This window comes from Calothrix anomala FACHB-343 (assembly GCF_014696435.1).
GTDB classification, from domain to species: domain Bacteria; phylum Cyanobacteriota; class Cyanobacteriia; order Cyanobacteriales; family Nostocaceae; genus Aulosira; species Aulosira anomala_A.
Map to the genome: position 1 here is coordinate 37,594 of NZ_JACJQG010000022.1, position 25,938 is coordinate 63,531.

The following is a 25,938-nucleotide window of genomic DNA, read 5'->3' on the forward strand; positions in this document are numbered from 1 at the left end:
TTCCCCCCGTTGTAGCAACTGGCGTCATGGGGCATGGGATTATACAAGAATGCGACAGATGGTAGGGGCATGGTAATGCCCATAGGTGTCAACTTAACGTGAAAGGCTTTGTTGCTCAAATTCGATCCCCCTAAATCCCCCTTAAAAAGGGGGACTTTGATTCTTTTCCCCCCTTTTTTAAGGGGGGTTAGGGGGCAATACGGTTCAGTTAAGGATAAATGTAGGTTGGGTTGAACGAAGTGAAACCCAACAAATCGCCGAAAATGTTGGGTTTCGTTCCTCAACCCAACCTACGTGGTTTAAGGTTTTTGACGCTAACTGAACGGTATTGGGTTAGGGGGGATCGAAAGTTTATGGTGCAAAAAGAGACAACCCCAAAGACTTACGCTGTATGCATCTAAGCTTAAGTTGCCACTAATTAGGCAATGCCATGCTCTCTATTGCTAATCAATTTTTAGGTTAAACGGTAACCTAGCATAAACACCTTGGGGATCGTTCATTTTTTGCAGAGTTGCTAATTCTTGTTGCAGTTTTTGCAATTCAGCTGTGAGGGGATTTGATGGCTTGATTTGTTGGGCTTTCATGCCAAAAATAGTTTTCCCTTCTTCAGTAGAAGATATGCCAAAAAAGCGTTCTTCAAAGCTGCTAGTTTGGGGATATTCTTTAACTTGCCAATCTTTTCCTAATTTGGCTTGTTTAGCAGCATATTCTATAGCTGTATTCAAACCGCCAATTTCATCAACTAAACCAATAGCTTTAGCAGCTGTCCCCGACCAAACCCGGCCTTGGGCAATTTCTGCTACCCTAGATTCTGGTAGTTTCCGACCTTGGGAAACTTTATTGAGGAAAATATTGTAAATTCGGTTGACACTGCGCTGATAAATGGCTAATTCTTGGGGTGATTTGGGGCGAGATACCGTTTGGCTGTCAGCATAGGTGGCAGTTTTTACAGAATCCCAGCTAATACCGTTATTATTGGCTAACTTTTGCCCGTTAAACAGTAAGCCAAATACACCTATTGAACCTGTAATCGTATTTGGTTCAGCAAAAATCCGGTTGGAATCGCTAGCAATCCAATAACCACCAGATGCAGCCATGTCTCCCATTGAGACAACTACTGGTTTTACCTGACGAGTCAGTTTAACTTCCCGTTGCATAACTTCAGCAGCTGTAGCGCTACCACCGGGGCTATTGATGCGCAAAATTACAGCTTTAACATCATCATCTTGACGTAATTTGTTGAAAATTTTGGCAAAGCGATCGCCCCCAATTTCGCCATCACCACCTTTACCATCAACAATCTCGCCTTCTGCATAAACTACCGCAATTTCATTTTTGGAATTGCGTTCTAAACCAACAGATTTGGCGGGAACTTGCGCATAATTGCTTAAGCTAATTTGGCGGAAAGTTTTATCATCTTTATCGCTGTTGGTTAACTTTTTCAAGTCGTTAACTACTTCATCAACATAAGCTACTTTGTCTACTAAACCCTGAGATTTAGCGGTGGATGCTTCTAAGATAGCTTGATTATCTGCGATCGCCTGTAACTTTTGCGGCGTCAGTTTGCGACTTCCTCCCACTGCATTGCGCCATTCTGACCAAACATCATCTAATAATTTCTGTGTTTGTTGGCGGTTTTCTGGACTTAATTGTTTTAAGATAAATGGTTCGACAGCGCCCTTAAATTTACCTACGCGCACAACCTGAACGCCGACGCCATACTTCTCTAATGCACCTGCAAGAAACATCGGTTGTGAACTTAAACCGTTAACTTCCATTAATCCTAAAGGATTAAGTACCACCGTATCCGCTACCGAACTGAGGTAATATTCCCGTTCTCCCCAATCTTTCCCATAAGCGATGACTTTTTTCCCAGATGCACGAAATTTCTCTAGCGCTTGGCGAATTTCTTTCAAAGATGCATAACCTGCACTATTAGTTGCATCCGTGCGGCTTGCATCCAAATACACACCCACAATTCGCGAATCGCGTTGCGCCTTTTCTAAAGTTTCCAAAACTTGGCGCAGTCCCATTCTATTTTCTTCCACACCAGATAGCGCCTTTTGAAAAATCGGATCGGGATTGGGTTCGCCATCGGTGATATTCATTGATAAGTCAAAAACTATTACTGACTTATCTTTTACCTCCGGCCCTGATTCGCTAGAACTAGCAGCCGCAAACAATAATAATAATAGTCCAGTAGCGCTGATACCACTGAAAATAATCAATCCGAGTAAGCTACCAACTAAGCTAGCAAAGGTTTGTTGTAGAAAATTACGCATTTTAGTTAATAATTAATAGTCAATAGTTGTCAACAAAAGTTTGATTTTTTTGTATTTACAGCTAACTTTTCATATCTGACGCCCTAACAGCCAAAAGCTATTATTTATCTAGAAATATATGTCTAATCTGCAAGTTATATTCTGTTTGTTAAACAACTTATAACTATTGTAGATGTTTTGATACTTTGATGCCTTGGGAAGAGGGGTTAGGGGTTAGGGGCTAGGGGCTAGTAGACCAAAGCGTAAATAAATATACCATTACCAATGGTGCAAAAGCCTAGAATATAAATCTTTTGACTTTTGATATCATGTCCGCTTGATTACTTACTAAATCTCAAGAACCCCACCCCAACAAAGCGATGCTTTGTGTCCCCTCCCCGCAAGCGGGGAGGGGATTAAGGGGAGCCAGCCGCGTGGGCGGGTTTCCCGACTTGAGCGGACTGGCGTGTGGGGTGCAGTGACTATGGGAATCATAACTAATTACCCGGACATGATATGACTTACATGGGTAGTTTTGGGTAGGTTTTACAAAACTGAAAAAAGAAATAATTACTACAGCATATTTCAGGTAAATGAGGTATGCGCTTCGGGGCATGGCAGTGCCAGTGCCCCTACAATCAACGATCGTTTCTACCTCACTAACTGGCAATCTGCTGTATCTATTGCGATCTAACTAAATTCCTAGATAATTTTTGACGATTTGCAAAATGCGATCGCTCGCTTTACCATCGCCAAAGGGATTAATCGCATTAGCCATTGTGTCATAAGCTACAGAATTACTCAGTAACTCAGATGCCGCCGCTACAATATTCTGTGTTTGCGTTCCTACTAGTTTAGCTGTACCCGCCGTCACTGCTTCTGGTCTTTCGGTGGTTTCTCGCAATACTAGTACAGGCTTACCGAGACTGGGTGCTTCTTCTTGTAAACCACCGGAGTCTGTGAGTAAGAAATGCGATCGCGCGATCGCACCCACTAATTCTGCATAATCTAAAGGTTCTGTCAGAAAAATTCGCGGATGATTTCCCAACAGCGCTTGTAATGGTTCTCTGACTGTCGGATTACGATGTAATGGTAATAGCAGCGCTGTATCAGGAAACTTATCTAATATCTGTAAAAACCCTTGCGCAATTCCTTGTAGTGGTTCTCCCCAATTTTCCCGGCGATGAACTGTCGCCAGCAATGTGCGGTAAGATGACCAATCTAAACCAGGTATATTACAAGCTGGTTGATTTGCAGCCACATTTAACAGCGCATCAATTACAGTATTCCCCGTCAAGTGAATTTCACCCAACACCCCAGAACGCTCTAAATTTTCCACAGCCAAGGGTGTGGGTGCAAAGTGTAATTGCGTAATTTGGGAAATCAGCCTTCGGTTAGCTTCTTCTGGGTAAGGATTAAATAAATCATCAGTTCGTAACCCAGCTTCCACATGACCCACAGGAATTTTTTGATAAAATGCTGCCAAAGCCGCCGCAAAAGCTGTAGTTGTATCTCCCTGAACTATGACTAAATCTGGCTTGCGTTGATGAAACAGCGCCTCTAAACCCCGTAGACTGCGACAGGTAATATCACTTAAAGATTGCTGAGGCTGCATAATCTCCAAGTCATTATCTGCTTTCAGGTCAAATAGTTGCATTACTTGCTCAACCATTTCCCGATGCTGTCCAGTCAAAATTACTTGTGACTCAAAATCTGGAGACCTTTGAAAGACTTGAATTACCGGAGCTAGTTTAATCGCCTCCGGACGAGTACCAAGGATTATATAAACTCGTTTTTGGTTAGTCATTAGTCAATGGTCAATGGTCAGTGGTCAATAGTCAATAGTAAACTACCTACAAGAATAATGAGGGTAACGTGGTAAATGAGGAGATGAAGGGGATAACGCAAGGAAGACAAATAAATAATAAATAATAAATGACTGTTGACTGTTGACTGTTGACTAATGACAACTGTACGGGCGGGTTCACAAATATCCTCACCGATCAACGATAATTCTCAATAAACCCGCCCCTACTAACTGTTGACAAATGACAAATGACTAATGACTAATGACTAATGACTAATGACAATTAAACATGAAAAAACCCGGCTGAACCGGGCAGATGTACTGTTTGTCGAATTGATTAATTACATTTTGATTTCACAAGTTAATGGGCAAGAAGCATAAACTGTAGTTTGAATTTGTTCTGCTTCTCCATGCAACCAACTTAACCATTTAATTTCTTTTGGATGAACTCCTTTCGCAGTTAGTATTCCAGCTGCAAATACGACTGCCATGATATTAAATAAAATCAAGCCGCCTGCTACTAACAAAACTGCACTAACAGGCATCACAGATTGCAACACAATCGACAACAGACACCCGACCGTAGCCATCAAAACAACTAATGGAAATCCGACAACTAACAAACATACTGCCAATGTGAAAGTCCAGATCAAAAAACTTTTGATCGTTAACAAGGAGTAGGTCTTACTGAGATTAGAGCTATCTGCCGAAACCATGACTTTTCCTCCCAAATACAGAGCAAAAACTGAACTGCAATTGTTTCGGTTTCCGAAGAAACTGAAACTATTAATTAGAAGTTAAGTATATAAAAACCTATTCGTTAAATGAGCATTTCTTTACTAAACTTTACAGTTAATTTTTTGTAATTATGAATGTAAAGCCCAGTTTACATATAGAGAAAATGCTTGGTATCAACATCTATCTTCAGGTATAGAAGCTCAACGAACTCTGCTGGAAAGATGTGCGATCGCCCTTTAAGGACGATGGTGCTTAACATTTCTTATATTAACAGACTACTATTCTCATAATTCTGAGATGTGTGTGAATAAAATATCTGCTAATGTTTTGTGCTGTTAATTGCTATCCACTTTTGTCTAAATCTGAGATGAACTTTCTCATTTAAACAGCCGCAAATATCGAACAAAAACAAAAGTTAATTTAAATACATATATTTATATGTATTATCCCTGATGTTTATGCAGGGTTTAAGTATGTTAAACAGGTGTATAGATAATATATAAAAATTAATTGGAATAATCGATGCCAAAAAGAAAGTAATAAAAAATACTGACGCTAGCGCTCCACAGGAATTGACTCACAAACACAGACGATTCAACGCAGAAGCACCTTCAGCCGATTTACAGGTGACTTCTAACTAATTTATGTTTTGTTCTCTTCATTGTAAAGAAATATGACAGACTTACAGCGTCCACCAAGTCCTAATTCAGCTGCTACACGTCCAGCGCCACCTGCACCACCACCGCCACCGCCAGCACCACCACCACCACCACCAGCACCCCCAACCTTAAGCACCCAACGTCAAGCGACACAAACATTAGATCTGTCAAACGCTCCAGGAATGAGTGCTGCACCGCCACCGCCGATACCAACTCCTAACCCAGGAACGACTCATCGTCCGGGAACTCCACCACCAATTCCTAATGCTGCACCCAAACAAAACAGCACCCCCAGCCTGACTTTAGAATTCATCATTAAGGAAGCTTACGATAAAGGATTTTCTGACATTCACCTGGGTGTAGGTGAAGTACCCCGCTTTCGCAACCGAGGGGAAATTGAACCCACAAGTTATCCCGAAACTGATAAAGAAACTTTTATGAGTTGGATGCGGGAGGTGATGACAGAAGGAGAAATTCAGAGGTTTCAAGAGCATTTAGAGTTTGACGGTGCAACCCAGTATGAATTTGCTCGCGTGCGGATTAATATTTTTGACTCCCTCAAAGGCTATGCAATGGTATTGCGGTTAATTCCGCTAAAAATCTTAACCATCGATCAGTTGCGCTTACCTCCTGTATTTAGAGATATCTGTCACGTTCATAAAGGGTTAATTTTGGTCACCGGGCCTACTGGTTCTGGTAAATCCACAACGATGGCGGCAATGATTGACTATATAAATAAAGAAATGCCGAAGCACATCATTACCATCGAAGACCCGATTGAATTTGTCCACCGCAGCCAAAGATCCTTAATTAAACAGCGCGAAGTAGGAATGCACACCCGCAAATTTGATAACGCCTTAAAAGCAGCTTTGCGGGAAGATCCAGATTTGATTCTGGTGGGTGAAATGCGGGATAAAGAAACAGTGAATACCGCCTTAAAAGCTGCTCAGACAGGTCACTTAGTTATGGGAACCCTGCACACTAATAGCGCAGTCAAAACCATTGAGCGGATATTAAATCTTTACTCTGGGGAAGAACAGGATGCTATGCGGGTGGCAATTTCTGAGTCTTTAGTGGCCGTAATTGCCCAAGGTTTGTGCCGCACCACAGATGGTAAGCGGGCGGCATTCCACGATATCCTAATTAACACTGAGGCAATTAAGGAGTGGATCAAAGACGGTAAGTACGATGAAATTAGCGAACTGATGAAACAAGCCAGCTTTGATGGCATGATTACGATGAATCAGTCGTTATACAACCTCTACCAAGACGGGCGAATCACTGAAGAAACCGCTTTGGAAATGTCACCAACTCCTAACGAAATGGCGCAATTCCTCCGAGGCAGAGTTTAATTAAAAAGGCAGAGGGCAGAGGGCAGAGGGCAGAAGGAGAGGGACAAGGGAGACAAGGGAGACAAAGGAGACAAGGAATTTTAGATTTTAGATTTGCGATTTTGGATTTCAATCTAAAATTTAAAATCCAAAATCCAAAATTGTTTCAATGCCCAATGCCCAATGCCCAATGCCCAATGCCCATAATTAATTTCTCTATTTTTCTGAAAGACGTTGAATCAAGGCAAACTATCCCACAATCAGCTATTTAAAGGTATTGCTCTATTTACACCCGGCGGAGATTTGATTTATACCATCGACCCTAGTAAACAAGGTCGATGGCATTTGCATTTGTGCGCTGCTTTACAGGAAATTTTAGACTTAGTAGAACCGCCGCATTTTTTAGTTCCTTGTTACACGGCGACTGTCGATCATTGGTTAGATCCACGCACGCAACAAGTTAGAACTTTTGCAGAAGCTTATCCAGCAGTGTTAAAACATCAGGCTGTGTTAAATGCGATTTTTGGTACAGGGGATTTAGTATGGCAAGCAGCACCCTGGCCTGATGGATTGTGCGATCGCATGGTATTGTCAACTTACCGCGCTTCATTTCCCCAGCTTTGGGAAGACCACGATTTGATTGTGCAATTAGATATTGCTGAACCGACTTTTCAGAGCGAACGGGTAGCGAAAAAGGTACAAAATCTCCCCTTAAAAACTCAAGCTTACGTGTTGCGCTTATTTGTCGCCGGACATAGTGCAACCACAGAAAAGATTTTACATAATTTACACGAATTATTAGAGCGATCGCTCGCTCAACCCTATACGCTCAAAGTTGTTGATGTTTTAACTAATCCCGAACAAGCAGAAATCGATCAGGTGACTGCTACACCTACCCTGGTGAAAGTTTGGCCGCATCCTATTCGCCGCTTAGTTGGCGATTTGGATCGGGGAGATAAGATTTTACAAATGTTAGGCGCTCAAGATAAAACTTAAATTTAAATATGTTTTGATTCAGCGAGCAACTATAGCTCATTTTGTCTGACTATGCCTTTTAATATATGCATATATAAGTATGCTTCTTAGTTACCATCTCAGCAATTAGATAGGTGACATGGCATTTGTGTAAATGTTTTAATCTGATGAGAAGATTTGCGATTAAATTTGAAATTATGGACAATACATTAGTTGATAAAACTTTCCGCGATCGCGAAGGCAATATTGTTATAGCTCAAGCACCAAATCCACCCCTGATTGTTTGGATAGTTAGTAGTTTACTGTCTCTCGTGTTTACAGGCGGTACAATCCATACAGTTTTAGATGTAGTTGCAACTGGCTCTTTGTTTACTTGGGCGTGGCTGGAATTATTTGACGGTGTTAATTATTTCCGCAGAGGTTTAGGTCTGGTTGTATTGATTGGTCTGATTGTATTCAAAGTTCAGTACTCATAATAGATTAATACTGATTTAAATAGTATTGGAGCAGCATTAATTATTAAGGGCAAGGCACTGCCTTGCCCCTACCCTTATGTTGTGTTATTTTTGTAAATTAATATCACTAACCTATACTATTTCTCTGTGACGATACACTTAAATTTTTATAAATGAACCGCCAAGTACGCCAAGAAAGAGAGAGGTAATAATTTAGTGCAAGTTTATAGAGAATTATTATTAGAATAATCATCAATATTATGGGCACATATATTATGCCCATAACTAAATAATTTATTTTTTGGAAACAGGCTGTAATTGCTGTGGTGGATACTGCTGCAAAACCTGACGCAAATATTCTCCAGTGTAAGATTTAGGATTACTCGCCACTTCTTCTGGTGTTCCTGCTGCAATTACTTCTCCGCCTTTATCGCCGCCATCAGGGCCTAAATCTATCACCCAATCTGCACAACGAATTACATCTAAATTATGTTCAATTACTAAAATTGAATTACCTTTATCTACTAAACGTTGAACTACATCTAGTAATTTGTGAACATCATAAAAAGATAATCCTGTTGTTGGTTCATCGATTAAATAAAGTGTTTTACCTGTAGCGCGGCGTGATAATTCTGTGGCTAATTTTACCCTTTGTGCTTCGCCGCCAGATAAGGTGGTTGCTGGTTGACCTAATTGAATATAACCTAAGCCAACATCAAGTAAAGTTTGTAAGCGATTTACAGCTTTGGGAATGTTTTGGAAGAAGTCTAAACTTTCTTCAACTGTCATGTTGAGAACATCGGAAATGTTTTTATCTTTGTATTTCACTTGCAAAGTTTCGCGGTTATATCTTGCGCCTTTACAAATTTCACATTGTACGTAAACGTCGGGTAAAAAGTTCATTTCAATGACGTTTACACCCTGTCCGCTACATGCTTCGCAACGTCCGCCTTTAACGTTAAAAGAAAATTGTCCGGGTTTATAACCTCTGGCTTTGGCTTCTACTGTTTGGGAAAATACATCCCGAATCACATCAAAAACACCCGTATAAGTTGCGGGATTAGAACGAGGCGTTCTTCCGATTGGTGATTGATCTATGACTATGGCTTTATCAATAGAATTTAAGCCTTTGATTTCTTCTAATTCTTTAGGTAAGGGAACTCTCTTTGTTAAATGATGTTGTAATGCGGGGTAAAGTAATTCGTTAATTAATGTAGATTTTCCTGAACCAGAAACACCAGTAACAGCAACGAGTTTACCTAAAGGAATTTCGACATCGATATTTTTTAAATTATTCCGATGGGCATTTTTAATTATTAAACTGCGTCCGTTTCCTTCACGGCGTTCTGCTGGTGTATGAATTACTTTTCTTCCTGATAAATAAGCACCTGTTAATGAAGCTTCTGCTGTTAGCAAAGTTTGTAAATCACCTTGGGCGACAATATGACCGCCATGAATTCCTGCACCAGGGCCAATATCAACTATATGGTTAGCTGCGCGAATGGTTTCTTCATCATGTTCTACGACGATTAAGGTATTACCTAAATCGCGTAATTTGGTTAAAGTGTTGAGTAATCTGCTGTTATCTCTTTGATGCAAACCTATGCTTGGTTCGTCTAAAACGTAAAGAACTCCTGTTAAGCCGGAACCGATTTGTGTAGCGAGACGAATACGTTGAGCTTCGCCACCAGATAAGGTCATGGCGGGACGGTCGAGGGTGAGATAATCTAAGCCAACATCGAGTAAAAATTGCAATCTAGATTTAATTTCTCGCAGGACTAAATCAGCAATTTGAAATTGGCGATCGCTCAATTTTAATTGTTCAATTCTCTGGCGACAATCGCGAATGGAAACGCCAGTTAAATCTAATATTTTATATTGTCCTAAACGAACTGCTAAAGCTTCTGGTTTTAATCGTTTTCCGTGACAAACTTCGCAGGGCTGATCGATTAAATAATCTTCTAATTTTTGCTTAATTAGCTCGGAACCGCCTTCATATTGTCTTTGCAGGATGGGAACCACGCCTTTAAAGGTTTGTTTTCTTTCGGCTGCGGTATTGGCTTCTTCTCCATACAAAATAATTTGTTGCTGTTCGGGAGTTAATTTACCCCATTGTACTTGTAATTCAAAACCGTGAGCTTGCCCTAAAGCATAAAGTAATTCTAAATAATAAGAATTATCTTTTTCTGACCAAGGGGCAATAGCGGCATAAACTGGCGCTTCAATATCTGGTACGATTAAATCAGGTGAAAATCGTTTTAAACTGCCTAATCCATGACAGTGAGGACAAGCGCCATAAGGTGAATTAAAGGAGAATAATCGTGGCGATAATTCTTCCATTACCGCCCCATGTTCAGGACATGCAAAATTTTCAGAAAATACTAATTCCTCTTCTGGGTCATTGGTGGTTTGTTCTTGAGCATGACCGATGACAATATTGGCGATTCCTCCTGATAGTTTAAGACAGGTAGAAAGTGAATCAACTAAACGTTCTTGAATACCATCTTTTTTAATTAAGCGGTCAATAACTACTTCAATTGTGTGAATAAAATTTTTGTCTAATTCAATGGAATCAGATAATTCTCTGACTTCGCCATCAACGCGCACCCGGACAAAACCCTGAGACGCCAAACTCGATAAAAGTTTGCGATGCGTACCTTTTTTACCTCTGACTACGGGGGCGAGAATTTGAAAGCGAGTGCGATCGCTTAAATCCATAATCCGATCTACCATTTCATCAATGGTTTGCGGCGAAATACAGCGATCGCATATCGGACAATGGGGTTCACCTGCGCGTCCAAACAACAGGCGCAAATAATCGTAAATTTCTGTTACCGTCCCGACTGTCGAACGGGGGTTATGGGAAGTAGACTTTTGATCGATGGAAATCGCCGGACTTAAGCCTTCAATCGCTTCGACATCAGGCTTATCCAATTGTCCCAAGAATTGTCTTGCGTAGGCGCTGAGGGATTCTACATAACGGCGTTGTCCTTCAGCAAAGATGGTATCAAAGGCTAAAGAAGACTTACCCGAACCAGAAACGCCAGTAAACACGATTAGGCGATCGCGTGGTAATTCTAAATCAATATTTTTCAGATTATGCTGCCTTGCACCCCGAATCCGGATAGTATTCTGGTTGAGGTGGCTCTTTTGCGGAAGATGTCCATTTAAGGATTCGGCTAGCTTTTGATCTGACATATCGGCAAGCTGATTGTGAGGAAGGCGTGAAACAGTCCTTAATAATACTATCTTTACTGCGTCTATAATAGAACAATCGTACTGTTTTTCTTGGCGAATCCCGATCTAACATTGTCTTAGCTCAGGATCTGCTAATTTGAGAGCATATTTACCAAAAATCCTGCTGATGACAAATGACAGCCCATGTCAGCTATCTTTAATTGCACCGCGCTACTTAAACAAAAAAGCGATCGCACAATTAAAATCAGGCAATAACGGTGATGTTAATTCATCATCCTGAAACAAAGTTGCGGCTAACTTTAAAATTCCTTGTTCTCTGCGATAGACTTCTATCTGCTGTTTGCGCCAATCCACAATCCAATATTCCCTAACACCCCGCGATGAATAAAGCTTCAGTTTAAGTTCTCTATCGCGCTTTTCATTCTCCATCCCCGCAGATAGCACCTCTACCACCAATTCTGGAGCAGCAGTCAAGTGTCCCGCTTCGTCTAACACAGTAGCTAATTTATCGTTGCTAGCCCAGACAACATCAGGAATTACGCTATCATTATCGTCAAAAATTATCCCTGGAGCTATCACAACTTCTCCCAAGCCACTAACTTGCGACCAGTTATCCAAAACCCCGCTAATTCTGACACAAGTTTTTTGATGCTTCCAGTGAGGCGCTCTCGTCACCAATAATTCCCCATCAATAATTTCGTAGCGGTTTCCGTTATCTGGAAACAACTTTAAATCAGCGTTAGTCCAGCGCACTCTCTCACTTATCTGCTGGTTCATGAGATATTTCTCTGGGGTATTTACCTATTTTAGCTTGGGCATAGGGCATGGGGCATGGGGCATGGGGGATTGATTTTTTGTCCTCCTTGTCCCCCTTGTCCCCCTCGTCCCCCTTTCCTTACCGCCTAAACTGTCGCCTTTTCTAAAATCAACTTAGAACGCTTCACCTGCTCGGGAATCGCCACAGGGTAATCGCCTGTAAAGCAAGCAGAACAGAAACTATTGGTATCTTCTCTGGTTGCTTCTAACATTCCTTCCCAACTGAGATAAGCGAGGCTATCAACTTCTAACTGCTTGGCGATGTCGGCTACTGATTTAGTCGCCGCAATTAACTGATCCTGGGTATCGGTATCAATCCCATAAAAGCAAGGATGAGTAACTGGTGGCGAAGAAATCCGCATGTGTACTTCCACAGCACCGGCTTCGCGCAAAGTCTTGACTAATTTGCGGCTGGTGGTTCCCCGCACAATAGAATCATCCACAATCACCACTCGCTTACCTGCTAGCACATCTTTAAGTGGGTTGAGTTTCATCCGCAAACCAGATTCGCGCATGGTTTGAGTTGGTTGAATAAAGGTGCGTCCCACGTAACGATTTTTAATCAATCCTTCACCATAGGCGACACCAGAAGCTTGAGAAAAGCCAATAGCCGCAGGTATCCCCGAATCAGGAACGCCAAAGACTAAATCAGCCTCAACCGCCGATTCTGCTGCAAGTCTCCGTCCTAAACGCATCCGGTAGCTGTACAAAGTTTCCTCATGCATCAGGCTATCAGGACGCGCAAAGTAAATCATTTCAAAGATACACAACTTGCGCTGGGATTGCTGCTGCCATTGAATGGAAGTTAAACCTTCTTCATTGATCCAAACTAATTCTCCTGGTTGGACATCTCGCAGGTATTCTGCACCAATGATATCTAAGCCGCAGGTTTCCGAGGCTAAGACATAACGATCTGGTTCGCCTGCTAATATCCCAATAACTAAGGGACGAATCCCATTAGGATCGCGTACTCCCATTACCCCATCAGGAGTCCCAATCACTAAACTAAAAGCGCCTTGACAACGGCGACAAGCTTGGATACAGCCATCTACCCAATTAGCACCTGCATTGACTTCTTCGGCGATCGCAAATGCAATCATTTCTGAGTCTGTTGTGGTTACTAGGTTGCATTGGCTTTGCAGCAATTCTTCCCGCAACTGCACTGTATTGACTAAATTACCATTATGTGCTAAAGCTAATTTTCCTAAGCGACTTTCGACTACAGCAGGTTGGGCGTTAACTTTGCGGCTAGAACCTGTAGTTGAGTAACGGGTGTGTCCAACAGCTAAGTTACCTGGTAACTCTTGGAGAACCGATTCATTAAAGACTTGAGACACCAACCCCATATCCTTATGGAGGTGGACTGTTGTACCTTCAAATGTAGCGATACCAGCTGATTCTTGACCCCGGTGTTGGAGTGCATACAATCCAAAGTAAGTTAATTTAGCAACATCTTCTCCTGGTGCGTAGATACCAAAAACACCACAAGCTTCTTCTGGCTTGTCGGGACGATCTTCTTGATTGATTTGGTTGCTTGATTGTTGGGGGTAGTCATCCATAGTGGAATCGTAGGGAATCATGCTAGCTTTGCTCCTGGTGGTGGTGTCAAGTCACTGGGATTAGGCGATATCAAAATTGGCAGTCTTAGAGATTTGAGAAATTTGAGAAAATTTGTATCAGTCTCTAAAATTCGCAATCCAAAATTGATGCGAGTGGAGAGCCGCAGTTTTCTTAACAAAACTTTAACTCTCCATTAAAACAGTACCGTAATTATGCTAATTGAGGTTAGTAATTCGGATAGGGGGGATTTTACGAATTAACTAGGGGTAGTTATTTGAACTGCTAACCGTCGAGCGATCGCATCAGAAAAGCGATCGCTCATATCGTTGATACTAGCGGTTATTAAGGTTTGGTTATCAGAGGTTAAGACCCCCAAACCCATCTCGGAATTAACCACAGTGCCTAGTTTTTGCCATTGTTGATCGAGATGTTCCTGTAAGTAGGATTCCCAAATTTCTTGTTGTTCTGAACTCACAGATACTAAAATTTGTCCCCCACCTTCGCCAAATAGCAAAGTATCTAACCTGATTGATTGATTAGCTGAGATATCTAGAGTAATTTGTGCGCCCAAATTACCCGCAATGCAAGATTCAGCTAAAGCCACTACTAATCCACCCTCAGCACAATCATGGGCTGAACGTATCCAACCAGCACGAATCCCCTCACGGCAAACTTTTTGAATCCGGCGTTCCGACTCAAAATCCACCTTGGTGGGTTTACCAGCAATAGTTTTATGAATTGCGGCTAAATATTCGGAAGCGCCCAAATTCTCATCAGATGTAGGCAGCACACCTAAAAGATAAATCCCATCGCCAACACTTTGCCAAGCTTGACCGCAAATTTTGCTGATATCCGGGATTAATCCCACCATACCCACAACTGGGGTAGGATAAATCGGCTGGGGATTGCCTTGAGAATCTAGGGTTTCATTATAAAGAGAAACATTCCCACCAGTTACAGGCGTAGCCAATTCCCGACAACCTTCAGCTAAACCGCGACAAGCTTCTGCTAATTGCCAATAACCAATTGGTTTTTCTGGGCTACCAAAATTCAAATTATCCGTCACCGCCAAAGGTTCAGCACCCACACAGCTAAGATTGCGTGCAGCTTCAGCCACCACCGCCTTAGCACCTTCATAAGGGTCAAGATAAACATAGCGCGGATTGCAATCTACCGTCGCCGCCACAGCTTTTTTGCCCCCTCCGTTTACGGGGGGGGTTGGGGGGGGTTCTAAAGGACGTAAGCGCACCACAGCCGCATCAGCACCACCAGGGAAAATCACCGTATTATTCTGCACCTGATGGTCATACTGGCGATAAACCCAGCTTTTAGAAGCAATAGTAGGAGTATCCAGCAAAGTTAACAAAATATCACTCCAACTTTGCAGACTTCCATCAATTTCAATCCCCGCAGTATTGGAGGTAGGTAAAGAATCAGCCTTCCATTCCCAAGCTTGACGCGCATATTCGGGAGGTTCCGCCAACAATTCCCGATGATATAAGGGAGTATTTTCTGCCAAAGCATCCGCAGGAATTTCAGCTGCAATTCCTCCTTCAAAGAGAATCCGCACAATCGGTTCTGCAATCACCGTACCCGCGACAACCGCCTGAAGTCCCCAACGGTGAAAAATATCAATTAACTCCTGTTCTCGTCCTTTATAGGCGACAAACAGCATTCTTTCTTGGGATTCCGAAAGCAGATATTCATAGGGAACCATCCCCAATTCCCGCACCGGAATTTTATCTAAATCCAGTTCAATCCCAACGCCGCCTTTAGCCGCCATTTCTGATGTAGAACAGCTAATACCCGCAGCACCCATATCTTGAGCAGCGACAACCGCACCTGTTTTAAAGGCTTCTAAACAAGCTTCAATTAACGACTTTTCCAAAAATGGATCGCCAACTTGCACCGCCGGACGGTCATCTATGGATTCATCACTTAATTCTGCACTAGCAAAACTTGCGCCGCCCATACCATCCCGTCCCGTGGTGGAACCGACATATAGCACGGGGTTACCAATCCCAGAAGCCCCAGATTTGACGATTTCTGGCGTTTCCATCAATCCCAGTGCCATGACATTTACCAAGGGATTTCCAGAATAAGCGGGGTCAAAGTAAACTTCACCGCCAACAGTGGGAACTCCAACGCAATTAGCATAGTGACTAATCCCAGCCACAACACCTTGGAACAACCTTTGAGTTTTCACATCTTCTAGGGAACCAAAGCGCAGAGAATTTAATAAAGCGATGGGACGCGCACCCATTGTAAAGATATCTCTGAGGATACCTCCGACTCCCGTCGCCGCACCTTGGAAAGGTTCAACTGCTGAGGGGTGGTTATGGGATTCAATCTTAAATGCAAGTTGCAATCCGTCGCCTAAATCTACAACACCAGCATTTTCACCAGGCCCAACCAAAATGCGGGGGCCTGTTGTGGGAAACTGTTTGAGTAAAGGGCGGGAGTTTTTATAACAACAATGCTCTGACCACATCACCCCAAACATGCCGAGTTCAGCTTTGTTAGGGTGTCGCCCTAACCGTCGGACAATTTCCTCGTATTCTTCTGGTTTCAAACCTTCGGCGGCGATTTCTTTGGGTGAAAAGGGAGCAGAGGATTTGGCGGTCATGGAAATAATGCACCAAAAGGACAGAGCATTATTCTATCGGTTTAAATGATGCAAATGCAGGTAACTGATCAATAAATTGCTCTTGGGTTAAACCGAGAAGTTCGCGAGTAGCGCAAAGACGCTGACCAAGCTGTCCCTTACTCAATTATTCTTGTCAAAATTGAGCAGCATAACCCAGGTGGAAATTGTTAGTCCTCCGGTAAGACAACAAAGAGTAAAAAAGTCAGCTATTTCCTGGTTTGTTGCTATGTAGAAAGGGTGGGTTTGGGAACACCAAGAGCAAGAACCAAATCCACCAGCTTCTGCTGCCCAATCGAGAACCGACTTAGAATAGTAGGCGGGAACAGAGAATATGACGATTACCATCGCAATAATAGCAAGTTTGAGTTTTATCATTTATGTTCCATCCTTAAGAAACCGAAGTTTTCAGTTTAGGGAACTCCAAAAAATAAATTATGCCAAATTGTAGGGGCGGGGTAACCCCGCCCCTACAATTTGCGGGTTTGGTAAGTTAATGATTGGAATATTTTTTTATTTGGAAGTTCCTTATCACCTGTCCTATTTTGTGGATATCTCGGCAGACACCCTTATTCAACTTTTTACTTACTCCCTCTGCTTCCTCAAGTAAAATAGATATAGCTCGAATTGACCTGACAAGCTCTCATCATGAAGTTACCAAATTTTGATCAGCAAACCATTGATCGCATCATTGAAATGGCATGGGAAGATAGAACACCTTTTGATGTTATTGAAACTCAGTTTGGGCTAAAAGAGAAACAGGTAATTGTCTTAATGCGGCAGCAAATGAAAGAATCTAGTTTCTATATGTGGCGAAAGCGAGTTACCAAACGTAAGACTAAACATTTAAATAAGCGAGAGTTTATTGCAGGTAGATTTAAGTCACAAAATCAAAAATCATGAACATGAATGTATGATGGACAAAGTTAAAGGCAATGGTAAAATTAATTGCTGAAATATTTGGCAGTTATCAATAATTTCGATGCGATCGCTTTCTCATAACTAAACTCCCAAAAGTGCGATCGCGCTTTTGGGATATAAGTTACAGTGCTACAGTAATGGTATCTTCAAGCCTCAGATCAAACCATGAATACCATTACAATCAACATTCCCGATGAGCATTTGCTGAAGTTACAACAAAAAGCTACTCGTCTTGGTATATCAGTAGAAGAATTAGTGTTAATGGGTGTTGAAGAATTGCTCAATCAGCCAGAAACATCGTTTAAAGATGTTATGGATTATGTACTCAATAAAAATGCTGAACTTTACAAGCGGCTAGCATAATGCGATATCTGACTTTAACAGAAGTCCTAGAACTTTACGATCGCATCATCCAGCAGTCTGGTGGTTCAGCAGGTATTGCTAACCTTGGTAGCGTGGAATCAGCTTTAGCGCAGCCAACAATGACTTTTGGCGGAGAGGAACTTTATCCAACTATAATTGAAAAGGCTTCAGCGCTAGGTTTTTTACTCATCAAGAATCATCCTTTCATTGATGGTAATAAACGCATCGGTCACGCCGCAATGGAAGTTTTCTTAATTTTGAACGGTTTTGAGATTAAAGCCACAGTAGATGAACAAGAACAGGTAATTTTGCAAGTAGCATCTGGTGAGTTGAGGCGAGATGAATTTACTCAATGGCTTCGCCAGCATATCGCGCCTCTTACTTGATTTCACAGCACTTTCTCTCAAATATCCAAAAATAACAGGGTGCATCAGCACCCTTGATTTTTATGATTGTTTAACAGATTTAACCCTTTTTTCTTGTTGCTTTCTCCTGTTTAGAAATATTAAGCCAGCACCGGTGATCGCAAATCCGGCTAAAGGTGAAGACTCAGGAACTGTAGCTAGGCGCTGAAAATTTATACGCGAACCAGCTAACAACTTACCACTGCTGTCAAAAATTTGGTCTAACGAGTTGATGCTGTTGGCTTGAATTGAAACATCAGATACTACCTTACCGCCGGTGATTGTCGGACAACCGTTTGGTGCATTATTTCCCACATAGCGATTTGGTTCATAGGTGAGATTGAGACTACAAACAGCAGCTGCGAGATTATCTTGGCTGATAATTCTTTCGGATGCAGGGCGATCGCAAATTCCACTCAAACTGCTGGAATTGATAAAGCTACGAATACCCAGGTTAATCGTACCACTGCCTAAGCCAAAGGAATAAAAGCGGACTCGGTTAAATACAGGACTTTGCTGTTCTAAATAAACACTTCCTGTACCATCAGTCCCACCACCAGCTAATTGCACTGAACAATTCCGCATATTAATCAATGGTATTGCTGGATTGCTGGCTACATTTTGAGAATTATCAAATTTTCCCGTAAACCACTGGATTACTTGTTTAAGCTGGTTTGAAAGCGGTGGTACATTAGCAGCAAGACTCTGTTGGGGAAAAACAAATCCAGCCAGTAAAAACGTTAAGGTGCAAGCCTTCAGTTGATTCATCATCTCTATTGCCAGTTAATCTCTCTTCACCAATTCCGGATTAAATCAAGCAAATTTTAAAGGAATATGGATGATAAATCTACTGTTGAAATTTTTGAATATGAAATCAGAATACAACAAATGCTTAATACCACAACATTATTATGGTATTAAGCATCAATTGATTAGCCGCCAATATTATTTGCAATTGATACAAATAATATTTAGATATGACTTCCATATTTGCGGGATAATTTATTTCATACCAGTAGCTTGCAAATTCTCCAAAATCAAATTAGCTCTAGGTGGAAAGCCATCACCATACTCTACAGGAAACTGGGTAATGACATAGAAAACTTTATCGTTTTGCTGACCAAGGTAAATATTGCCTACAATATCTTTACCTTGATTGAAAACAATTTTTTCTTTCGCCCAAGGATAGGTAACTGGTTGTTCTCGGTTCACTACCTGCCATTTATTAGTAGCAATTAAACCATTTTGTCCATTGACAAAGCTTTTTAACTGTTCCAGGGTTTTGACATCATTTAAAAAAGCAATGTGAACATAAGCATTCTCATTTCTGGTACCGCCAAAATTAGCAATAAACTTGACTCCTGTACCTTCACCAGAACTCAAACCTTCAGCGATAAATTCTTTATCGGGAAAGTAGGTGCTAAATAAATCGCTGTATTGGTCATACAGTTTAAGAGTAACGGGAACTTTTTCCCCTTCTACGCCAATAGTGGCAGTTTTAGTGGCTGGTCGATTGCTGGTTGAGTTATAACTGGTTTGAATCCCAGTAGGTGTAGGTGAAACACTAGCATCTGAGGACGGTTGGTTATTGATTGGCGCTGCACAACCCAAAGATGATGTTAAGAGGATTGCGCCAATCAGGATATTTTTAGAGTAAAGATGCATATTCCTGAATCTAAATCGATGTTTACATAATGTAAGACTGTGTGACTTAAATTACAGTTCCTATTGCCGCGATGTGCTTTTTCCTTGGAATCGCAAGCAATTGCTTAAACAGATACAGACGGGCTGTGACCATCTAGTGATAACAATCACAAGCACTCATGATTAAGATCGTCTCTCAACCAAGATCAAGCTGCAATACTTCCTTATAACTGAACTCTAGCCGAGTCATTAATAGGGAACACAATATTTGCCGACAGTCTTTATCGAAGACTGTCGGTTTTTTGTTGTTTATTGGGCATGGGGCATTGGGCATTGGGCATTGGGCATTGGGCATTGGGCATTGGGCATGGGGCATGGGGCATTGGGCATTGATTCTTTATTCTCCTTTTCCTAATGACTAATGACTAATGACTAATGACTAACCATAAAATTTCCCCACAAATGGTTGATAACTTGACAGAGAACTTGCCATAGCCACAACCTGTTGTGGGGATAGTATGATCAAATTAGGAATGTTATCGAATTTGATTACTGAGATTTAGCACTCACGCTCAGTAGATAAAAAATCTACTACTTGAAAGCGCGCACACTTTGTATCAAGACATTGCCTGAATAATGTAATCAAAGTATGGTGCTGCTTCAGCAGCATCTTCTGCACTAAGTAAGTCAAGGGAGGCTTTTTTGAGAGAAGCGATCGCTTCTACCATTCCAGGTACGGGAACGCCCAGTGAATTGTACATTTCCCGCACGCCAATTAAACCGATTTTTTCAATTGGCTCTTTGTCACCAGCAAGTACGCCATAGGTAATCAGGCGCAAATACCAGCCAAAATCACGAATACACAGAGAACGCTGACGTTCGCCGTAAGCGTTGCCACCAGGAGAAATAAAGTCAGGACGCTTCTGCCATAATTGTTTGGTTGCTTCCTGAACAATCTTTTTTTCGTTCTCAGCTAGAGTGCTAGCAATCCTGGTGCGTTTTACACCGGTTTGCATAAAAGCTTGGATGCTTTTTAGTTCACCACTGCTGGGATAACGCAGTTCGTCGTCGGCTTGGAGAATAACTTGGCTAATTACAGTCATGATTATTGCAATCACGCGAAATATTATTTGCTAGTTTAACGACTCTGAGGTACACAAGTGAAGGGCTAAAAGCCGGTATGTATTGAAATTACACGATTGAATATGTGAATCGGGGAGTAGGGGAAGCAGAGGAGCAGGGAGCAGGGAGCAGGGGGACAGGAGAAATCTTGCTAAATGACAAATGCCCAATGCCCAATGACGCCACTTGCGCGATTGCCGGGAAACCTGTCCAACGCAGTGGCTCCCCAATGCCCAATGCCCAACTAATGACCATTGACTAATGACCATTGACTAATGACTAATACAATTTGGCAACAGGGTGAATTAATTGAAGTGACGATCGCGGATTTGAGCGATACTGGTGATGGTGTCGGTAGATATGACGATCGCGTAGTTTTTATTCCCGATACTGTACCAGGCGATCGCGCGATCGTGCGATTGGTACATGTTAAACCGAAATACGCTCATGGTAAGTTGCAACAGTTATTGCAACCATCACCCCACCGTCAACGACCTAGTTGCATTGTGGCTGATAAATGTGGCGGCTGCCAATGGCAACATATTAATTATGAGTTTCAATTAGCGGCCAAGCGCAATCAAGTTATTCAAGCCTTGGAACGCATTGGCGGTTTTAAACAACCACCTGTAGATCCCGTACTTGTCCCTAATTCCGATTTGGGATATCGCAACAAAGCTACATATCCCCTCGATAAATCAGCTACAGGACAGGTACAAGCTGGTTACTACCAAAAAGCTAGTCACCATTTAATTAACTTAAATCAATGTCCCGTCCAAGATTCGCGATTAAATCCCATCTTGGCTGAAGTTAAGCAGGATATTCAAAATCGAGGTTGGCCAATTTATCACGAACAACGCCATCAAGGACAAATTCGCCATCTCGGTTTGCGTATTGGACGACGTACAGGGGAAATCTTGCTGACTTTGGTAGTTAAAGATTGGAATTTACCAGGAATAGAAACTCAAGCCCAAGAATGGCTAAAACGCTACCCGAAATTGGTAGGAGTGTCCTTAAATCGCAACCCAGCGCGCACAAATGCGATTTTTGGACAGGAGACTCGCTGTATTGCGGGTATGCCATATTTGCGAGAAAAATTTGCTGATTTGGAATTCCAAATACTACCCGATACGTTTTTTCAGGTTTATACTGAAACAGCAGAGGCACTGTTGCAAGTAATTCAGTCAGAGCTGAATCTTCAAGGGTATGAGGTGTTGGTGGATGCCTACTGTGGAATTGGGACTTTAACTTTGCCCTTGGCCAAACAAGTCCGTCTAGCTACCGGGCTAGAAGTACAGCCAGAGGCGGTACAACAAGCAATTTTGAATGCGCAATGTAATGGAATTAATAATGTCAGCTTCCAAACTGGAGCAGTAGAAAAATTGCTGCCACAGATGGAAAATGTACCAGATGTGGTATTACTTGATCCGCCGCGCAAAGGATGCGATCGCATTGTCATCGAAACTTTACGGCAGGTGAAACCATCCCAAATTGTTTACGTCAGCTGTAAAGTATCTACCCTAGCTCGTGACTTGCAATTACTTTGCCAAGATGGACTTTATACGCTCAAACGAGTACAGCCAGCGGATTTTTTCCCTCAAACTGCGCATGTAGAAGCCGCTGCTTTTCTTGTGTTATCACATTAAAACAGGGGTACTACCACCTTGACAAAAAACTCAAATTTTAAATTTGTAGTCTATTGCATAGTAAAAATGCTAAAATTGAATTAAGCTAAAAATAAGTTTGAATATCTTTAAAAAACTGACGTTGCATCGACTCTAAAAATTATGAAACAGATTGTTTCAATGGTGAATCGGCCTACAGACATAACATAAAATGCTATTTATAAATCCCAGCATTTTTGAGTTACTGACTGTATTTAGAGTTTTCTCTGAACCGATTTAAATATTTAGCAATCAGCATTCATAAGTGGAGTCAATGCTCCCTAGCATTTTCAATATTTAGTTTTAAAGACGCAAGTTTGAAGGCAACATGACCACCTCAACTTTTATCAGGGTGCCTGATTAGCAAACTGATGTCTAGCTAACTGAAAGCTATGGGGTTTCTCTTGTGATTACCATCTCGCTCCGTCCAGTTGGACGTTATTGGGGCACTATTAGTTTTGCCTCAACCCTCTATCTGTGTCCAATCTTAGATCTACTCTTGGCAGAAATTCCCGAACAACTACAAGCAGAACTGCGGCTAGGGCTGCAAGAAGCCTTAGTCAACGCAGCCAAACATGGCAATAATCTCGATCCTGGTAAAACCGTTGTAGTTCGCTTTTCGTTAATAGATAATCAATATTGGTGGGTTATATCAGACCAAGGCAGAGGCTTTGCTCCCGCTGCCGATGCTGATTGTGACATCGATCCAGTAGACTATCTACCACCAGACGAAGCCGAAAGTGGTCGAGGCCTTTGCCTTCTCCATCAGATTTTCGATCAGGTAGAGTGGAATCGCAAAGGCACAGAATTGAGACTTTGCAAACAGCTAGAAACTCGACCTCGGCTATCTCTGCGGCGTTAAGTTTAGGGCAAAAGTCAAAAGTCAAATAGAATTCTTAATTTTGAATTTTGAATTTTGAATTTTGAATTATTTGTCCTCTGAATTATCAGTCGGCTGACTTCTTCTCCCCATGACTCGGACAGGGGGGTGCGGAAATAGAACGATCTAACCAACCTGTGGCTTGTTCTAATCTAGCCAGTGCTTCTTGTGGCTGATCCTTTAAAAGAAAGACAATTGCGGCTGCGGCTTGTTCCCGCGCGCGAGAATTGCGGTTAGACTTGAGGCGATGCCAATCATTAGGGGAAATGCTTAACCTCTCCATGAGGGCTTGGGCTAGTTCCAAAGTGCTAAATTCATTCAGTTGACTGGTTTTGGGCAGCTGGGTAGGTTGAGACATGACTCTAAGTGCTGAGTACTAAATGCTGAGTGCTAAGTGCTGAGTAAATCGATAGTCTAAATTTAGGCTATTGACTATTGGCAGACTCACATTTAATCATAGTTTACTATTGCAAAATGAAGCCGCCTCAACAGTTTTCGCATTCTTCGCCAGAGGACAATTCAGACTCAGAATTTGTACAAGAATTGCAAGAAGTAGAGCGATCGCTTGTCTCGTTAAAAGAACGTTACAATCAAGTACAAAGCGACAAGGAACACAAAGCACAACTACAACAGCGTCGTCAAGACTTACAGCAATCTAAAAACCTCACCTCAGAAATCAAAGCCGAGTTACGGCAGATTAAACAGCAATTGGAAGTGCTAGAAATAAATCTAGAAAGCCAGTTATTTTCTTGGCGTACTTTCAAGAAACCTTTCTGGCAAGCCGTCCGCTTTGGCGGAATGGGCGTTATCATAGGCTGGATATTAAAGTCCTGGGTGAGATAAGACATTGGTCAATGGTCAATAGTCAATGGTCAATGGTCAATGGTCAATAATCCATTTTCTTCCTTGTCCCCCTTGTCCTCCTTGTCTCCCTTGAACCTATGGGAAATTTTGGATTTTCACTGGGGATAATTGTTAAGATTCTCTAATATCCGTATTCTTGACGTTGCTAAAAATAAGTTGTATAAGATGCTGAACCGACGCATTGCAGAAATATTACGTAGTGGTAAACCTGATGAGTCCCTCTTAGTTCAAGGCTGGGTGAGGACAAAACGCGAGTTGAAGGGATTTGCTTTTATTGAAATTAACGATGGTTCATCCTTAGCTAATTTACAAGTTGTGATTAACGAGGATGTACCAGAATACGAAACTACTATCAAAAATTTAAATACAGGTGCAGCGATAGAAGTCGCTGGGGTTTTAGTCGCTTCTCAAGGTAAAGGACAGCGAATTGAACTCAAAGCCGAGAAGCTGAAACTTTACGGGGAAGCTGATCCCGAAACATACCCACTGCAAAAGAAACGCCACTCCTTTGAATTTTTGCGTACTATTGGACATTTGCGATCGCGTACTAATTCCTTTGGTGCAGTTTTCCGCGTTCGTAACGCTTGTTCCGCCGCAATTCACCAATTTTTCCAAGAAAGAGGCTTTTTGTGGGTACATACGCCCATTATCACCGCTAGCGATTGCGAAGGCGCAGGTGAACTTTTTAACGTCACCAGCTTGGATTTAAAAAATATTCCCCGCACAGAAAACCAAGCCATAGATTACAGCCAAGACTTTTTTGGTAAACCCACCTATTTAACCGTTAGCGGACAGTTAGAAGCCGAAGTTATGGCGATGGCGTTTGGTAACGTCTACACCTTTGGCCCCACCTTCCGCGCGGAAAATTCTAATACTTCCCGTCACTTAGCTGAATTTTGGATGGTTGAGCCAGAAATGGCTTTTTGCGATTTAGAAGGCGATATGGATTTAGCTGAGGCGTTTCTCAAATATATATTTGAATATGTCTTAGCAAAATGCCCAGAAGATATGGAATTTTTCAATCAACGAATTGATAATTCTGTGTTAGCAACAGCAGAAAATATTATTAATAATCAATTTGAACGCCTGACTTACACAGATGCCATCAAGCTGTTAGAAAAAGCCGATGTGAAGTTTGATTATCCTGTGAGTTGGGGCTTGGATTTACAATCGGAACACGAACGCTATTTAGCCGAACAATTGTTTAAAAAGCCTGTGATTGTTACCGATTACCCAGCGCAAATTAAAGCTTTTTATATGCGTCTCAGCGATGATGAAAAAACCGTGCGGGCAATGGATATTCTCGCGCCGAAAATTGGTGAAATCATTGGCGGATCTCAACGGGAAGAACGTTTAGATGTGCTAGAACGCCGCGTTATAGCGCAAGGAATGAAGCCAGAAGATTTGTGGTGGTATCTCGATTTACGGCGTTATGGTACAGTTCCCCATGCAGGTTTTGGCTTAGGTTTTGAAAGACTTGTGCAATTCATGACGGGAATGGGAAATATTAGGGATGTAATACCCTTCCCCCGTACCCCGCAAAATGCTGAGTTTTAACTAATTCAGATATTAGCCAGTAAGAAGGCAGAAGTACGGAGGCAGAGGGCAGAAGTAGTATTTTTGTCCTTCTGCCTT

At 41.9% G+C, this 25,938-nt stretch carries 24 protein-coding genes; 10 read left to right on the plus strand and 14 right to left on the minus strand.

The genetic code is table 11. From position 1 onward, the window contains the following. Nucleotides 1-443: 443 nt before the first annotated feature. The 3 genes from sppA to H6G08_RS14440 form a co-directional block, all read right to left on the minus strand. Nucleotides 444-2,282: a signal peptide peptidase SppA gene (sppA, locus tag H6G08_RS14430; RefSeq protein WP_190543582.1), complete on the minus strand. Its 1,839-nt coding sequence runs from the start codon at nt 2,280-2,282 to the stop codon at nt 444-446. 673 nt (nt 2,283-2,955) lie between these two features. Next, entirely contained in the window at nt 2,956-4,068 is a 1,113-nt protein-coding gene (gene wecB / locus H6G08_RS14435) for a non-hydrolyzing UDP-N-acetylglucosamine 2-epimerase (protein WP_190543586.1), read from the minus strand. Nucleotides 4,069-4,409: 341 nt separating this feature from the next. Then, nucleotides 4,410-4,784, minus strand: a complete 375-nt coding sequence (locus tag H6G08_RS14440) for a hypothetical protein (RefSeq protein WP_190543589.1) — start codon at nt 4,782-4,784, stop codon at nt 4,410-4,412. Nucleotides 4,785-5,479: 695 nt separating this feature from the next. Here H6G08_RS14440 and H6G08_RS14445 point away from each other — a divergent pair. From H6G08_RS14445 to H6G08_RS14455, 3 genes are all read left to right on the plus strand, one after another. Beyond that, a complete protein-coding gene (locus H6G08_RS14445; protein ID WP_190543592.1) occupies nt 5,480-6,817 on the plus strand; it encodes a type IV pilus twitching motility protein PilT in 1,338 nt (445 codons plus the stop codon). 213 nt (nt 6,818-7,030) lie between these two features. Then, nucleotides 7,031-7,792: a circadian clock KaiB family protein gene (locus H6G08_RS14450; protein WP_190543595.1), complete on the plus strand. Its 762-nt coding sequence runs from the start codon at nt 7,031-7,033 to the stop codon at nt 7,790-7,792. Nucleotides 7,793-7,968: 176 nt separating this feature from the next. Beyond that, nucleotides 7,969-8,247: a hypothetical protein gene (locus H6G08_RS14455; RefSeq protein ID WP_190543599.1), complete on the plus strand. Its 279-nt coding sequence runs from the start codon at nt 7,969-7,971 to the stop codon at nt 8,245-8,247. 273 nt (nt 8,248-8,520) lie between these two features. Here the strand turns inward: H6G08_RS14455 and uvrA are convergent, their stop codons facing one another. The 6 genes from uvrA to H6G08_RS14485 form a co-directional block, all read right to left on the minus strand. Beyond that, nucleotides 8,521-11,424: an excinuclease ABC subunit UvrA gene (uvrA, locus tag H6G08_RS14460; protein ID WP_190543602.1), complete on the minus strand. Its 2,904-nt coding sequence runs from the start codon at nt 11,422-11,424 to the stop codon at nt 8,521-8,523. A gap of 210 nt (nt 11,425-11,634) precedes the next feature. Then, nucleotides 11,635-12,201 carry a Uma2 family endonuclease gene (locus tag H6G08_RS14465; protein WP_190543605.1) on the minus strand — a complete coding sequence of 189 codons (567 nt, stop codon included), beginning with the start codon at nt 12,199-12,201 and terminating at the stop codon, nt 11,635-11,637. 125 nt (nt 12,202-12,326) lie between these two features. Next, nucleotides 12,327-13,820 carry an amidophosphoribosyltransferase gene (purF, locus tag H6G08_RS14470; protein ID WP_190543608.1) on the minus strand — a complete coding sequence of 498 codons (1,494 nt, stop codon included), beginning with the start codon at nt 13,818-13,820 and terminating at the stop codon, nt 12,327-12,329. After that, a complete protein-coding gene (locus H6G08_RS14475) occupies nt 13,817-13,978 on the minus strand; it encodes a hypothetical protein (protein WP_190543612.1) in 162 nt (53 codons plus the stop codon). Before H6G08_RS14475 ends, purF begins: the two co-directional genes overlap by 4 nt. 78 nt (nt 13,979-14,056) lie before the next feature. Beyond that, nucleotides 14,057-16,426, minus strand: coding sequence for a phosphoribosylformylglycinamidine synthase subunit PurL (gene purL, locus H6G08_RS14480; protein WP_190543614.1), 2,370 nt, complete (start codon nt 16,424-16,426; stop codon nt 14,057-14,059). Between the two features lie 141 nt (nt 16,427-16,567). Further along, nucleotides 16,568-16,822 (minus strand): hypothetical protein, encoded by a 255-nt coding sequence (locus H6G08_RS14485; protein WP_190543617.1) that lies wholly within the window; start codon nt 16,820-16,822, stop codon nt 16,568-16,570. Nucleotides 16,823-17,092: 270 nt separating this feature from the next. On the opposite strand from H6G08_RS14485, the gene H6G08_RS14490 reads away from it, so the two are divergent. From H6G08_RS14490 to H6G08_RS14500, 3 genes are all read left to right on the plus strand, one after another. After that, nucleotides 17,093-17,347 carry a TIGR03643 family protein gene (locus tag H6G08_RS14490; protein ID WP_096644949.1) on the plus strand — a complete coding sequence of 85 codons (255 nt, stop codon included), beginning with the start codon at nt 17,093-17,095 and terminating at the stop codon, nt 17,345-17,347. Nucleotides 17,348-17,530: 183 nt separating this feature from the next. Beyond that, nucleotides 17,531-17,728, plus strand: a complete 198-nt coding sequence (locus H6G08_RS14495; protein WP_190543620.1) for a DNA-binding protein — start codon at nt 17,531-17,533, stop codon at nt 17,726-17,728. Beyond that, complete coding sequence (locus tag H6G08_RS14500) at nt 17,728-18,114, plus strand: type II toxin-antitoxin system death-on-curing family toxin (RefSeq protein WP_190543623.1); 387 nt, start codon at nt 17,728-17,730, stop codon at nt 18,112-18,114. Before H6G08_RS14495 ends, H6G08_RS14500 begins: the two co-directional genes overlap by 1 nt. 60 nt (nt 18,115-18,174) lie before the next feature. Here H6G08_RS14500 and H6G08_RS14505 read toward each other — a convergent pair whose 3' ends face one another. From H6G08_RS14505 to apcD, 4 genes are all read right to left on the minus strand, one after another. Beyond that, entirely contained in the window at nt 18,175-18,903 is a 729-nt protein-coding gene (locus H6G08_RS14505) for a chromophore lyase CpcT/CpeT (RefSeq protein ID WP_190543627.1), read from the minus strand. A gap of 231 nt (nt 18,904-19,134) precedes the next feature. Further along, a complete protein-coding gene (locus tag H6G08_RS14510; protein WP_190543629.1) occupies nt 19,135-19,797 on the minus strand; it encodes a hypothetical protein in 663 nt (220 codons plus the stop codon). Nucleotides 19,798-19,972: 175 nt separating this feature from the next. Beyond that, complete coding sequence (locus tag H6G08_RS14515) at nt 19,973-20,152, minus strand: hypothetical protein (RefSeq protein ID WP_190543632.1); 180 nt, start codon at nt 20,150-20,152, stop codon at nt 19,973-19,975. A 241-nt stretch (nt 20,153-20,393) separates the two neighbouring features. Then, complete coding sequence (gene apcD / locus H6G08_RS14520) at nt 20,394-20,879, minus strand: allophycocyanin subunit alpha-B (RefSeq protein ID WP_096644945.1); 486 nt, start codon at nt 20,877-20,879, stop codon at nt 20,394-20,396. A gap of 294 nt (nt 20,880-21,173) precedes the next feature. On the opposite strand from apcD, the gene rlmD reads away from it, so the two are divergent. Both rlmD and H6G08_RS14530 read left to right on the plus strand, forming a co-directional pair. Next, complete coding sequence (gene rlmD / locus H6G08_RS14525) at nt 21,174-22,541, plus strand: 23S rRNA (uracil(1939)-C(5))-methyltransferase RlmD (protein WP_190543634.1); 1,368 nt, start codon at nt 21,174-21,176, stop codon at nt 22,539-22,541. 424 nt (nt 22,542-22,965) lie between these two features. Then, nucleotides 22,966-23,421: an ATP-binding protein gene (locus H6G08_RS14530; RefSeq protein WP_190543637.1), complete on the plus strand. Its 456-nt coding sequence runs from the start codon at nt 22,966-22,968 to the stop codon at nt 23,419-23,421. Between the two features lie 85 nt (nt 23,422-23,506). Here H6G08_RS14530 and H6G08_RS14535 read toward each other — a convergent pair whose 3' ends face one another. Continuing rightward, nucleotides 23,507-23,797: a DUF6439 family protein gene (locus H6G08_RS14535; RefSeq protein WP_190543639.1), complete on the minus strand. Its 291-nt coding sequence runs from the start codon at nt 23,795-23,797 to the stop codon at nt 23,507-23,509. Between the two features lie 116 nt (nt 23,798-23,913). Here H6G08_RS14535 and H6G08_RS14540 point away from each other — a divergent pair, with 116 nt between their 5' ends. After that, complete coding sequence (locus tag H6G08_RS14540; protein WP_190543641.1) at nt 23,914-24,282, plus strand: sll0565 family protein; 369 nt, start codon at nt 23,914-23,916, stop codon at nt 24,280-24,282. Nucleotides 24,283-24,468: 186 nt separating this feature from the next. Continuing rightward, nucleotides 24,469-25,860, plus strand: coding sequence for an asparagine--tRNA ligase (gene asnS, locus H6G08_RS14545; protein ID WP_190543643.1), 1,392 nt, complete (start codon nt 24,469-24,471; stop codon nt 25,858-25,860). Nucleotides 25,861-25,938: the final 78 nt, after the last annotated feature.